This window comes from Mycobacterium sp. Root135, from assembly GCF_001426545.1.
Lineage (GTDB): Bacteria > Actinomycetota > Actinomycetes > Mycobacteriales > Mycobacteriaceae > Mycobacterium.
Window position 1 is genome coordinate 510,280 of sequence record NZ_LMEZ01000001.1, and the last position, 12,608, is coordinate 522,887.

Consider the following 12,608-nt stretch of genomic DNA (forward strand, 5'->3'; position numbering starts at 1 on the left):
GGTCAGCGTTGTCCCAGCGTCAACGCCTGCGCGGACCGGTAGCGCTCGATCACGTCGGGGGTGGGGTCGGCGGTGAACGACGACGTGGCGCCGAGGCTCCAGGCCGGTGGCTCGTCGGCGCCGGAGACCGTCCACGCGGCTTGCCTCGCCGCACCGAGCGCGACGTATTCCGCCGGCGGGGGAACGTGAACCGGCACCCCGAGGATCGCCGGAGCGATGCGGCGGACGGCCTCCGAGCGAGCACCTCCGCCCACCAGGATCACCCGGCCGGCGTCGACGCCCTGACGTGAGATCTTCTCGACACAGAACTGAATAGAGGCAAGAAGGCCCTCGACGGCGGCACGGGCAACGTTGGGCGGCAAGAGGTTTCGAGTCGTCACCCCGTGCAATGCGCCTGCCGCGTCCGGCAGGTTCGGTGAGCGCTCACCGTCGAAGTACGGCACCAGCGTCAACCCCTCCGCGCCGGGCGGCGCGGACAGAGCGAGCCGATCGAACTCGTCGAAGTCGACGCCGAGCATCTTGGCGACCGCCGCCAGCACGGGCGCGCCGTTGAGCGTGCACACCAGGGGCAATTGCCGCCCCGTGGCATCGGCGAAGCCCGCCACCAGCCCTTCGGCGTCGTGCGATGCGGCGTCACCCACCGCGCTCACCACGCCCGAGGTGCCAAGCGAGACGACGCAATCCCCTGGGCCGACGCCAAGGCCCAGGGCCGCGGCGGCGTTGTCGCCGGCGCCCGGACCGAGGATCGCCCCGGTGGTGGTGCGGCCCGAGGCCTCCGCCGGACCGACGACGGGCGGCACGATCGGACGACGTCCGCGCATCGCCAGCTCGAGTAGATCCGGTTGGTAGGTACTGTCCTCAGCCGCGAAGTACCCGGTACCGCTGGCGTCGCTGCGATCGGTACGGATGTCGGCGACGTCGGTCGAGCCCGACAGCCGCCACGTCAGCCAGTCGTGCGGAAGGCAGACCGCCGCGGTCGCGTCGGCATTCTTCGGTTCGTTGTCGGCCAGCCACCGCAGTTTGGTCGCGGTGATCGCCGCGACCGGCACCACGCCGATCCGCGCCGCCCATTCGGCCGCCCCGCCGAGCTCGTCGACCAACGCGACCGCCGCACCGCTGGATCGGGTGTCGTTCCACAGCAACGCATCTCGAACGATGTTGCCCGCGGCGTCGAGACAGACCATGCCGTGCTGCTGGGCGCCGACCGACACCGCGGCTACGTCATCCAACCCACCTGCGGCCGCGGCGGCGTCTGCGAGTGCAGCCCACCAAGCGGCCGGGTCGACCTCGGTGCCCCCGGGGTGCGGTGCCGAACCCGAGCGCACCGTGTCACCGGTGTCGGCGTCGCAGATCACGACCTTGCACGATTGGGTGGACGAGTCGATTCCCGCGACGAGGGCCACGCCGACCTCCTTCGGTTCTTGGAATCCCCACCCTAATGCGACGGTGTTCGAGCGACTTGCCCTTCGGCGCGTTATGGGTTTGCGACCGGCCCCCTCGGGGAATAATGCGCGCATGTTGATCCGACGAATAGCGCGTCCCATGCTGGCCACCACCTTCATCACCCGTGGCGTGGACGCTCTCCGCAGCCCGAAACCAGCCGCCGACGCCGCGCGACCCACCCTCGAAGGTCTCAGCAAGCTCCCGGATCCGGTCGGCCCGAACGTGCCGACGAACGCCGAGACCGTCGCCAAGGTGACCGCAGGCGTTCAGATCGGGGCAGGCCTGCTGCTCGCCGCGGGCAAGCTGCCCCGCCTGTCCTCGGCCGCACTCGCCGTCAGCGTCGTCCCCGGCAGCCTCGGCAGCCACGCATTCTGGAACGAGACCGATCCCACGCGCAAGGCGGCCGAGCGCAAGGCGCTGTTCGCCGACGTCGGCCTCATCGGTGGCCTCATCATCGCCTCGGTCGACACCGAGGGCCGTCCCTCGCTGGGCTGGCGCGGCCGACGTGCCGCCCGCAAGGTGGGCGAGCGGGTCACCGGTGTCCTGCCGAGCGGGTCCGACACCCCGAACGCCCTGATCGACAGCGAGCTCGTCGACAAGTGGGGCGAGAATCTGCAATCCGGTCTGCACGTGGGCGCCGAGCGCGGACGCGAGCTGGCGCATGTCGCCTACGAGCGTGGGTCGGAGCTCGCCGACGTCGCGCTGGAGCGCGGCTCCGAGCTGGCCGACGTGGCGCGCGATCGAGCACCCAAGCTCGCCAAGAAGGCACGTAAGCGCGGTCTCGAGCTCGCCGAGCTGACCCAGGATCGCAGCACCGAGTTGGCCGACGTTGCGCAGAAGCGCGGCGCCAAGCTGGTCGACGTCGCCCGCGACCGTGCGCCGGAACTGGTTGACGCAGCCCGGGACCGCGGCGCGGAACTGGCCGCCCTGGCCCAGGATCGCAGCAACGAATTCGCGTCGTTGAGTCGCAAGCAGGCCAAGCAGACCCGCAAGGATCTCAAGCGCGCCCAGAAGGAACTCGAGAAGCGCGTTCGCTAGACACGCAAACCACGACGGCTAGACCGCTCACCGAGAGCACCGTCTCCATGATCGACCAGGTCTTGATGGTCTGGCCGACGGTGAGCCGGAAGTACTGGTTGACCAACCAGAAGCCGGCGTCGTTCACGTGGGAGAAGAACAGCGAGCCGGCGCCGACGGCGAGCACCACCAACGACACCTCGCCGGTCGGCAGGTCGGCGACGAGCGGGACGATGAGCGACGACGCGGTGATCGTGGCGACCGTGGCCGAACCCGTGGCCAGCCGGATCAGCACCGCGATGAGCCAGGCCAGGATGAGCACCGAGATGTTCGCGCCCTCTGCCCAGCGGGCGAGCAGGGTGCCGATGCCGGTGTCGACGAGCACCTGCTTGAAACCGCCGCCGGCGGCGACGATCAGGATGATCCCGGCGACCGGCGGCAGTCCGGACTCGATGCACTTGGTGACTTCGCTGCGGTCCATCCCGGCGCCGCGGCCGAGGGTGAACATGCCGACGATGACGGCGATGAGGAGCGCGATCAGCGGGGTGCCGAGGGTGTCGAACACCAATCGGACCAGGTTGGCCTTGTCGTCGATGAAGATGTCGACCAATGCCTTGCCCAGCATCAGGACGACGGGCAGCAGAACCGAGAACAGCGTGACGCCGAACGACGGCCGGCGCCGGTTCTCGCCCTCTGCGAAGCGGTCTGCGTCGAAGGTGTCGGGAGCGTCGACGACGACCCACTTCCCGGCGAGCTTTCCGAACAGGGGCCCTGCCAGGACGATGGTCGGGATCGCCACCACGACACCGAGTGCAAGCGTGACGCCGAGGTCGGCGTTGAGGAGTCCGACGGCGGTCAGTGGCCCGGGGTGCGGTGGGACGAACCCGTGCATCGCCGAAAGGCCTGCCAGAGCCGGGATTCCGACGGTCACCAACGACAGTTGCGAGCGACGCGAGACCAGGTAGATGACCGGTATCAGCAGCACCAGGCCAATCTCGAAGAACATGGGGAGGCCGATGATCGCGCCGACCAAGGCCATCGCCCACGGCAACATTCGTGGTGACGCGTGCCCGACGATGGTGTCGACTATCTCGTCGGCGCCACCGGAATCGGCCAGCAATTTGGCGAACATCGCACCAAGCGCGATGAGGATGCCGACGCCCGCCGCGGTCTCGCCGAAGCCCTTGGTGAATGAGGCCAGCACGGTGGTGAGGTTCTCCCCCGCCACCATGCCGACCGTCAGCCCACCGAACATCAGCGACAGGAAGGGATGAAGCTTGACGATGGTGATCAGCACGACGATGACGCCGATGCCGACGAGGAACGCGAGGACGAGATGCCAACCCGAGGCCACCGGCTCGGTGAGTTTCGGGGCGTCGTCGGCGAGCAGGGTAATTCCGTTGATCATCACAGCTCCCGTTGGGTCAGCGTTACGTATTCGTTCACGATGGAATCGATGTTCTGGTCGACGTTGACGTCGACCCCGTGCTCGTCGGCAGCCAGCGGCTCGAGGGTCTCGAACTGGGACGCGAGCAGCGATGCGGGCATGAAGTGACCCGGTCGGCTGGCCTGCCTGCGGCCAATCACTTCTGGTGTTCCCGCGAGGTGAAGGAAGTCCACGTCGGGACAGTGCTCCCGAAGTTGGTCGCGGTAGGTGCGTTTGAGTGCCGAGCAGCTCATCACGCCGCCCTCGGCGTGGGCGGCCAACCATTTCCCGATTGAGTCCAGCCAGGGACGCCGGTCGTCGTCGTCGAGCGCGTGACCCGCGGTCATCTTGGCGATGTTGGCCTCGGGGTGAAAGTCGTCCGCGTCGGCGAAGGGCACTCGTAGTCGTTGAGCGAGTGCTGCACCGACGGTCGACTTGCCGGACCCGGACACACCCATTACGACGATTGGCGCCATGCCAGCCCACCTCCCGATCGCTTGTACCCAGTTGTGCTTCTCGTCACACAGAGTGCCTCAATAGTAAGATCATTACAAGAGTTTGAGCGAAAGATATGTCTTTAAGGCAGTCAGCAAACTTTATGACAAGATGTATCCGTGGCCGGACCCTCAAACGTCAGCGCGCTGCACGACAACGTCCTCACTGGCATCGGCGCCGAAATCGTGTCGGGGACGCTCCCGGCAGGCGGGGTGATCAACCTCGAAGGCGTCGGCATTCAATACGGGGTGTCCCGCAGCGTCGCGCGCGAGGCGGTTCGGGTGCTCGAATCGATGGGCCTGGTCGCATCCCGCCGCCGCGTCGGCATCACCATCCAACCCGCAGAACGGTGGAACGTCTTCGACCCACGCGTCATCCGATGGCGGCTCGAATCTGGTGATCGCGCAGCGCAATTGGTGTCCCTGTCGGAGCTGCGTCGCGGCTTCGAACCCACCGCGGCGGCCCTGGCCGCCCGCCGGGCCGATCCCCACCAGTGCCGCATCATGGCGGCAGCGGTGTCGGACATGGTGATGCATGGCCGGTCTGGGGACCTGGAGTCATACCTGTTGGCGGACAAGGTGTTTCACCAGACATTGCTCGAGGCCAGCGGCAACGAGATGTTCCGGGCTCTCAACGGCGTCGTCGCCGAGGTGCTGACCGGGCGCACCCACCACGGCATGATGCCCGAGACGCCCAACCCGGTCGCGATTGCGCTGCACGACGAGGTCGCCCGCGCGATTCGACTTCGCGACGAGGAGACCGCCGAACGCGCCATGCGGGAGATCATCGACGAAGCGGTGGACGACGTCAGTTCGTCCGCAAAGTGAACGTCATCGTCAGCCCCGACACCTCGGTGACCTCCACCACCCGGCGGGCCTGAGTCTTCCCTGCGACGACGTCACAGCCCGCGGATGCGCCCACCTCACCCCTCAAGCCGCCTTCGCACGCCACGGAATCGATGCGATCCGAGGACTTCTCGGCGACGAGGCGGGCCACCGCCCTCTCGAGTTGCTCTTGGGACAGTGCCGGGGTGAGGTCGTACTGGATTGCGCCAGCGTCGGTTCCGGTGACGGTGACGATCGGCTGAAAACTGTTGGCCTCGTCGACCACGACGTCGCATCGTTCGGTTCTGCCGACCTCGCCGATGAGATCCGATTCGCACACGACCGTCTCGGGCCGCTCGCCGGCAGCGGTCAGCTTGTCGGAGACGTCCCTCTGCAGAGCCTCCTTCGCGACCGTCGGCGTGACGTCGGGGCCAGTCACGCCCGCGCAGCCGCACGCGATCGCACCCGTCAGCACCAGGGCCGCGGCAGTCACCGGGTACCGCATGGCATGCATCCTTCCATCCGAGCGCCGTCGTGGTGGTTGACTGCCGAAGTGAGCAGAACTTCGACCACGGCCCGCAGGCTCTTCGACCGCTTCGAACCCGTGCACGCACTGACCTACTTCGCCCCCGAGTCCCGCGATGCTCTCGGCCAGGCCGGTTTTCGTGGATTCTGGATGGGCTACTTCGGGGCGCGGGCGGCGCCGCTTGGTGCGGTCGGAGCGGACCTCGTCACCGCCGCCTTCTACAACTTCGCGCCGGCTCACGTGGCTCGCGCACTGCCCGCCGCATGGGACTTCGCCAGCCCGGCCGACGCGCTCCGAGCGCGGGAGGCGTCTGCCGTCGCCGCACTCGGTCGGTGTGGGGTCGGCGACGGTACCGAGGTGCGGACCGCAGGCGACCTGTTGGCCAAGGCCGCGGCAACCGCCCCGCTGGACGGCCGCCCGCTCTTCGCCGCGAACCGCGCGTTGCCGTGGCCCGACGAACCGGCGGCCCGGCTGTGGCACGCCTGCACTCTGCTGCGGGAACACCGCGGCGACACCCACGTCGCGGTACTCGTCGCCAACGGCATCGGCGGCCGTGACTGCAACGTCCTGCACGCGCTGGCCGATGGGGTGCCTCGCGAGTTCATCATGCGTGGCCGCGAGTACGACGACCACGAGTGGCAGGTGTGCCTCGACCGGCTCGCCGCCCGCGGGCTCGTCGACGACCAAGGCGCGCTGACGGATTCGGGCCGGGAGCTCAAACGGCAGCTCGAGGACTCGACCGATCGACTGTCGCTGTCGGCGTTCGACGCCCTCGACGACGGCGAACTGGAACTGCTCTTCCGCGCGCTGACCCCACTCACCAGGAAGGTGGTCGCCGCGGGCGACATCCCCACCGCCACGCCGATGGGACTGCGACGAGACGACCTCGACGACGACGGCGCCCAGCTGTCCTAGCGCGGGCCGTACATGATCAGACCCACTCCGAGCAGGCAGACCACCGCGCCCGTGACGTCCCAGCGGTCGGGCCGAAAGCCGTCGGCGACCATGCCCCACAGCAGGGAGCCTGCGATGAAGATGCCGCCGTAGGCGGCCAGCACGCGCCCGAAGTTCGCGTCGGGCTGGAAGGCCGCCACGAATCCGTAGGCGCCGAGCGCCAGCACCCCGGCGCCGGCCCACAGCCAACCGCGGTGTTCTCTGATGCCCTGCCAGACCAGCCAGGCGCCACCGATCTCCAGCAGTGCCGCCAAGACGAACAGCACCACGGACTTGAGCACCGTCACATCCGGTTCCGGTTCCATTCGAGCCATCCGACGCCGGTGCGGCCGTCGGTCGTCGTCACGGTGGCCCACGCCCGCGGGAATCTGCTCAGCCGGCCGTCGGGCGAGGTCAGCAGCACCGGAGCGTGACCGCGGATCTCGACGGTCGCGGTGAGGTCGCCGGGGGTGAGCTCGAGCGTGGTGCCGACGGGCAACTCGTCGTCGCCGAACGTCTCCCGGGCGACGACCGTCTGCAGCTCGACGACCTCGCCCGAGCGCTGGACGTACCCGGCGGCCAACGGAGGCGCGCCGGGGATCCGGAGGTCGAGGCCGTGGACGTGGGTGCCGTCGTCGAGGTGCAGTGCGCTCCAGACCCACTCCATGCCCCACCAGTCCCGCGCCGCCCACGAGTGGTCTCGCTGGCCGGGGACGTCGGTGAATTCATATGAACGTCCCTCTGCCCGAACGGTTCCCGACACGGTGCACGGAATCTCGTAGCGGGTCGACAGGCGGTACTGGTACGGCGTGCCGTCGGTGGTCCACACCAGATCCATCTCGAGGTCGACGGGGCGACCGGAGACCCCCCGAAGGATGTCGGCCGGATCGTCGTAGGCCGCTCCCCTGCCGCGCAGCGTCACCCGATGTGATTGCAACGGGGCGGTGGTCTCGAATTCGAGTTCGACGCCGTCGGCCTGCACGTGCGTGTGGTCGGCCGGCAGCGGAGCCTCGAAGTCGAGCACGGCGATGGTGGGCATGTTCGGCCCGCACAGCAGGGCGTTGACCCAGGCATGGCCCTGATTCGGAATCAGGCCGAGCCGCAACCATCCGCCGACCTCCTGGCCGGGGTCGACGAAGTCGAAGTACCAGCTCTCGCTCCACAGCGGTTCGTCCGACGGCTCGTGGCGGCCCTCGTCTTCCGGATTGGGCTGCAACGGTTCCGGATGCGACGGCGACGGCAGCACGGCCAGTGCGTCGGTGTCGAGGACGTGCTGGCAGTGCCGGGCGATCATCGTGACGAACATCCGGTCGCCGCGCTCGGTGCGCTCGACGAGCATGGGCGACACGATCGACATCATCACCCCGAAGAAACTCTGGCGCCGCACGCCGTCGCGGACGTCGTCGAGGCTCACCGAGGTGTCGGGTCCGAGCGCGTCGTGGTAGGCGCGCAACAGCGCGTCGACGTGCTCGCGGCGCCGAGCGGCGGGCAGCGCGCACCCCAGGAAGTAGGCGACGTCGGTCATCGCGGGCCCCCACGTCACGGTCTGCCAGTCGACCACGGTGAGCGGACGGTCGGCACCCTCCTCGCCGAACAGCATGTTGTCCAAACGGAAGTCGCCGTGGACCAGTCCCTGCGGTCGGCCTGACGCGGCCTCGGCGGCGAGGTACTCGTCGAATCCCGCGACCAGTCGTTCGCAGACCTCGAGGTGTTCGGGCGCGACCTCGTCGCGATATCGGTCGACGAAACCGGCGTACAGGGCGGCCATCAGTCCCTGGTTGAGCGGCGACTCCCGGTTGAGCCACTGGGCGTCCGCGAGGGCGGCATCGCCGAGCAGCGGGCCGTGCACACGACCGAGCTGGGTCAGCGCCATCGTCGCCTGTTCGACCGAGGCCCCGCCGATCTCGTCGCCGACGACGGCCGGTGCGGCGTCGCCGAGCAGCAGGTCGAAGGCGCCCGTCGCCGGGTCGTAGGCCGCGTGGTGGCATTCGGAGACCGGCCCGTGCAGCCCAGGCGCGATGTCGGTGTAGAACCGGACTTCGCGTTCGTAGAGACCCATTGCCAGGCCGGTCTGCCTGCTGCTGGGGTCGGCGGCGGCGACCTTGAGCACCACCGACGCGGGGCCGTCCTGGCCGTCGGCGTACGTCAGCCCGACGCGATAGCACTCGCTCATCTGTCCCGTGCCGATGCGCTCGACGGTGAAGTCGGTAACCTCCCCCGCACCAAGCGTGGCGGTCAGCCAGTCGGCGGTGAGGTCGGAGGGGCGTTCGATCAGGGCGTTGGCGAGGAAGGGTTGCACGCCGCCCACGCTAGTCAGTGAAATTCACCCGAGATGCCGTTTTCGCGGAAAAACTTGACAGGCGTCAACTCTGTCCGTGGCAGGCGTCGGACACCGTGGCCGGCACGTCGAGTGAGGGGTTGCGGTCGAAGAACCCGAACGGCTTGAGCCAGAAGGACACCACGTCGACCGGCATCACCGGCCAATCCTCCGGGCGGGTGATGTGATGAAGGCCGAACACGTACCAGAGGACGACGTCGGTGTTCTCGACGGACCGGTTGGCCTTGGTCCATCGCCCAAGTCCGGTGTCCTCGGCCGACTGGTTGACGAATTCACCTGCGGGCCAACGTTCGTCGGGCGAGTTGGGCGTCACCCAGAGCGTGTGTCCGATCACGTTGGCGCGCTTGAGGACCGGCGAAGCGGGATCGAACATGGCCGGGATCGCCCCGCCGGGCACCAACTTGTAGGCGGGATGCGTGCCGAGGCCGTTGGTGACGTTGGTGTTGACGACCTTCCACGCCCGCTGGGTGTCGAAGTTGAAGTCCTGCATTCCCTCGCTCTCGGTGCGCAGGGGGACGTTGCGCGTGACGAGCGACAGTCCGTACGGGTTGTCCGGGCCCATCGGCTCGGCGTAGGACTCCGACATGAAGACGGTGTTGTCGGCGCCGTCGACGTCCATGTCGAGCCGCGCCACCAGAAAGTGTTGGTGGAACGGCGCATACGTGCGCTCGTCGACCAGGGTGCCGTTCGGATTGGGGGCGCCCGCGGCCAGCGGCGTGGTGACCATGATGCCGGTGGCGCGAACCTCGCACTCGATGTTGCCGTCCTGATATAGGCGCCAGTAGACCAGGTATTCGTAGTTGGCGACCGTCACGTGGAACGAAATGGTCAGGCGCCGGATTCGGCGCACCTCGGCGCCGGCGTCGTGGTCCACGTGCTTCCACAGCACGGCGCCGTCCTCCTCGTGGATGCAGATCGCGTTGGTGATGGTGTACGGCTCCCCGGCGCTGTCGTGCATCACGGCGTCGAGGTAGCGGATCTCGCCGAGGCAGTCGCAGCCCAGTTCCAGGGAGGTCGTCATGAAGCCGAGGCCCCACTCGCCGATGTCGAAGGCGGTGCGGCGGTAGTGGTCGACCGAGGAGTCGCGGTACGGGACGATCATCTCGGCGAACGACATCCGGTGCGCGACCGAGCGCTCGCGGTCACCGTCGCGGTAGCGCACGGTGTGAAGCGTCATGCCCTCGCGGTAGTTGAACCCGATGCGCAACGACCAGTTCTGCCACTGCAGCAGGTTGCCGTCCAGGGTGAACGACGGGCCCTCGGGCTGGGTGATGAGCAGCGGCTTGAGCGGCTCCCGCGTCGACGCCGCGCGAATGCGCTCCGGAACGTGCTTGGGCACGTATTCGCCCATGACGTCCGGGGTTTCGACTCCCCCGTCATCCTCGACCCGCAGCACCTCCATGGTGTTCAGGTCGACGACGCAGTGCAGGCCGCTGACCAGATGGGCGTACGGATTGGCGCCGGGCGCGTCCTTGCGCCAGGTGTCCGACCAACCCAGCCTGCGGTAGCGGAACTCGGCAGGGGCAACCGCGTCGCCGAACGTCCAGGTGTCCATGAAGACGTTGTCGAGATCGGTGATTCCCCGCTTGGCGAGCGCGGCGATCACGTCGGGGTGCTTGCGCAGAAGCTGGTCGCATTCGACGAACTCGTCGACGGTGAAGTTCGCCTGCACGCCGGGTACGTGATCGAACGACTCGACCCGGTCGGCGCTGAGCGAGACGACGCCCTTGTAGGTGGCATTGGCCGATCGGTCCAAGCAGATCGCCGTCGCGCGGCGAGGTGGCACGTCGCCGCCGTCTTCGAACCGCCGCAGTTCCTCCTTCGATGGCTCGACCAGTTCGATCGAGGCGAACCGCCACCCCAACCCGGAACCCGACGCCGCGGCGGCCTCCACCTGGTGCTCGCGGCGCAACACCGCAGCGACAGCGCTGAACTCGTCGGATGACAGTGGATCGAGTGGGTGCGTCACCTCACCACTCGACCACGTCGACGCAAGGCGCGCGAGAGGATCGCGGGAAACTCGCCCTAGCTTTCCCCGTCGCTTCCCTCGCCCCGTACCGGCCTCAGCTCGACGTCAGTGTGAAACCCTCCCACGCCTTTCTCCGGTCGGCGTTGGGGTCGTGTTCGAGACGCGAATGACGATCGAAGACCATCACCGCACGCTCGTCGGCGGTGTACCGGGGCCAGCCGTCACCCGGCGCTCCGGTGCGGCTGAACGAGCGCCATCTGGCCTGCACGTCATTCGACACCCGGCGCGCCGAGCGACGATCGGCGACCGCGGTCATCAGTGACCCGAACCGGGTGCGGTAGACGTCGAACACCGCGAACAACTCCGTGGCGTGCGTGGCGCCGAGGCCCGAGAGGTGAAACGTGCGGGGCGCGTAGTCATAGCGGTAGACGTAGGTCGGGGCGTGCTGCCCGTGCGCGGCGGCGATCTGCCACGCCGCGGTCCCGAAGGCGAAGTCTCCTCCGAGGCGGATGCAGGCGCTCGGGCTCGGGTAGCCGGGGTAGGCCTTGGTGATTCGCTCCCTCAGTTCGACGTCGGAGTCGGCGAGGAGCAACTCGATCGCCGGCTCCGTCGTCGGCAGCAGTTGCAGGAACCGGGTGAACAGCCGTCCCTCGTCGCGGTTGGTGCCCACGATGAGCGGCACCCGGTGGGCGGTGCCGTCGCGCATGGCCTGCAAGGGGTCTTGCGGCAGGAGTTTGGTGCCGTAAGTCGGTCCGACGGGGAAGGCGCCCCGCATCTCCGTCATGCCGAGTCGCATGACGGCATTCAGCGCATCGATCAGCTGGGCGGGCCTGGCGTTCATCACAGCGGCAGCCCCATGCTCGGGGGTGGCGCCCAACTCGCGGACGAAGTCGTCGGCAAAGGCGGCCGCGACGTCGGGTGGTCCCGCCATGCCGCTGGCCGGGCTTTCCGAGATCGCTTGCTGGAAAAAGCCTTTGGCCTCAGGCACGGCCATCAAGGTTGCGACCGCGTGGGCACCGGCACTCTCGCCGAAGATGGTCACGTTGTCCGGGTCGCCACCGAATACGGCGGCGTTGTCGCGGACCCACCTCAGGGCCATGACCAGGTCCCGCAGAAACAGGTTGTCCTCGATGGGGTGCTCGGGCGTCGAAAGGGCCGAGAGATCCAGGCATCCCAACGCACCCAGCCGATAGTTCACCGAGACGTAGACGCAGCCGCGCCGGGCCATGGATGCGCCGTCGTAGATCGGGGTGGCCGAGCTGCCGAGGATGTAGCCGCCGCCGTGGATGAAGAACATCACCGGCAGGGGCCCGTCGTTGCCAGGATTCTCCGGCGCGACCACGTTGAGCGTCAGACAGTCCTCGCTCATCGGCTGGAACTTGCCGAGGCCGAGGAGGGTGTACTTGCGCTCCTGCGGCGCGCAGTAGGTGAACCCGTGGCAGTAGCGAACCCCTGGCCACGGCTGGACCGGCTGGGGGGCACGCAACCGCAACGGCCCCACGGGTGGGCGGGCATACGGGACGGACCGCCAGCGGTGAACCCCGTCGGCGGTGAAACCCTCGATGACTCCACTGTCGACGGTCACGCGAATGGTGCGATCGTGCATGACCCGACGTTAGCGAAGAACCGCGCCCCCG

11 protein-coding genes are annotated in these 12,608 nt (G+C 68.2%); 3 read left to right on the forward strand and 8 right to left on the reverse strand.

Features of this window, described 5'->3' with window-relative positions; translation table 11 throughout:
• Positions 1-2: 2 nt before the first annotated feature.
• On the reverse strand, positions 3-1,403 hold the full coding sequence (locus ASD37_RS02550; RefSeq protein WP_056547609.1) for a xylulokinase: 1,401 nt from the start codon (positions 1,401-1,403) through the stop codon (positions 3-5).
• A gap of 112 nt (positions 1,404-1,515) precedes the next feature.
• Here ASD37_RS02550 and ASD37_RS02555 point away from each other — a divergent pair, with 112 nt between their 5' ends.
• Positions 1,516-2,481, forward strand: a complete 966-nt coding sequence (locus ASD37_RS02555) for a DoxX family membrane protein (RefSeq protein WP_056547612.1) — start codon at positions 1,516-1,518, stop codon at positions 2,479-2,481.
• On the opposite strand, the gene ASD37_RS02560 is transcribed toward ASD37_RS02555, so the two are convergent.
• A complete protein-coding gene (locus ASD37_RS02560) occupies positions 2,441-3,868 on the reverse strand; it encodes a GntP family permease (protein WP_056547617.1) in 1,428 nt (475 codons plus the stop codon). The genes ASD37_RS02555 and ASD37_RS02560 overlap by 41 nt on opposite strands.
• On the reverse strand, positions 3,868-4,362 hold the full coding sequence (locus tag ASD37_RS02565) for a gluconokinase (protein ID WP_056547632.1): 495 nt from the start codon (positions 4,360-4,362) through the stop codon (positions 3,868-3,870). Before ASD37_RS02565 ends, ASD37_RS02560 begins: the two co-directional genes overlap by 1 nt.
• A gap of 138 nt (positions 4,363-4,500) precedes the next feature.
• On the opposite strand from ASD37_RS02565, the gene ASD37_RS02570 reads away from it, so the two are divergent.
• The gene (locus ASD37_RS02570) at positions 4,501-5,208 is read left to right on the forward strand and encodes a FadR/GntR family transcriptional regulator (protein ID WP_056547635.1); all 708 of its coding nucleotides are present in this window, start codon (positions 4,501-4,503) and stop codon (positions 5,206-5,208) included.
• Here the strand turns inward: ASD37_RS02570 and ASD37_RS02575 are convergent.
• Complete coding sequence (locus tag ASD37_RS02575) at positions 5,189-5,710, reverse strand: DUF4333 domain-containing protein (RefSeq protein WP_162253218.1); 522 nt, start codon at positions 5,708-5,710, stop codon at positions 5,189-5,191. The genes ASD37_RS02570 and ASD37_RS02575 overlap by 20 nt on opposite strands.
• 3 nt (positions 5,711-5,713) lie before the next feature.
• Here ASD37_RS02575 and ASD37_RS02580 point away from each other — a divergent pair, with 3 nt between their 5' ends.
• On the forward strand, positions 5,714-6,646 hold the full coding sequence (locus tag ASD37_RS02580; protein WP_370072153.1) for a hypothetical protein: 933 nt from the start codon (positions 5,714-5,716) through the stop codon (positions 6,644-6,646).
• Here the strand turns inward: ASD37_RS02580 and ASD37_RS02585 are convergent.
• The 4 genes from ASD37_RS02585 to ASD37_RS02600 all read right to left on the reverse strand — a co-directional run bounded on the left by ASD37_RS02585 (position 6,643) and on the right by ASD37_RS02600 (position 12,577).
• The gene (locus tag ASD37_RS02585; RefSeq protein WP_056547646.1) at positions 6,643-6,990 is read right to left on the reverse strand and encodes a YnfA family protein; all 348 of its coding nucleotides are present in this window, start codon (positions 6,988-6,990) and stop codon (positions 6,643-6,645) included. The two genes, ASD37_RS02580 and ASD37_RS02585, sit on opposite strands and share 4 nt — an antisense overlap.
• The gene (locus ASD37_RS02590) at positions 6,969-8,963 is read right to left on the reverse strand and encodes a phosphotransferase (RefSeq protein WP_056549707.1); all 1,995 of its coding nucleotides are present in this window, start codon (positions 8,961-8,963) and stop codon (positions 6,969-6,971) included. The genes ASD37_RS02585 and ASD37_RS02590 overlap by 22 nt, the downstream gene beginning before the upstream one ends.
• Positions 8,964-9,027: 64 nt before the next feature.
• Entirely contained in the window at positions 9,028-10,971 is a 1,944-nt protein-coding gene (locus tag ASD37_RS02595) for a primary-amine oxidase (RefSeq protein WP_056547649.1), read from the reverse strand.
• Positions 10,972-11,065: 94 nt separating this feature from the next.
• Entirely contained in the window at positions 11,066-12,577 is a 1,512-nt protein-coding gene (locus tag ASD37_RS02600) for a carboxylesterase/lipase family protein (protein ID WP_056547652.1), read from the reverse strand.
• Positions 12,578-12,608 lie beyond the last annotated feature (31 nt).

Excerpts from the sequence above, each read along its gene's own strand:
- ASD37_RS02555 (WP_056547612.1), top strand. The coding sequence starts at position 1,516 with ATGTTGATCCGACGAATAGCGCGTCCCATGCTGGCCACCACCTTCATC.
- ASD37_RS02560 (WP_056547617.1), bottom strand. The coding sequence starts at position 3,868 with ATGATCAACGGAATTACCCTGCTCGCCGACGACGCCCCGAAACTCACC.
- ASD37_RS02565 (WP_056547632.1), bottom strand. The coding sequence starts at position 4,362 with ATGGCGCCAATCGTCGTAATGGGTGTGTCCGGGTCCGGCAAGTCGACC.
- ASD37_RS02575 (WP_162253218.1), bottom strand. The coding sequence starts at position 5,710 with ATGCGGTACCCGGTGACTGCCGCGGCCCTGGTGCTGACGGGTGCGATC.
- ASD37_RS02580 (WP_370072153.1), top strand. The coding sequence starts at position 5,714 with ATGCATCCTTCCATCCGAGCGCCGTCGTGGTGGTTGACTGCCGAAGTG.
- ASD37_RS02585 (WP_056547646.1), bottom strand. The coding sequence starts at position 6,990 with ATGGAACCGGAACCGGATGTGACGGTGCTCAAGTCCGTGGTGCTGTTC.
- ASD37_RS02600 (WP_056547652.1), bottom strand. The coding sequence starts at position 12,577 with ATGCACGATCGCACCATTCGCGTGACCGTCGACAGTGGAGTCATCGAG.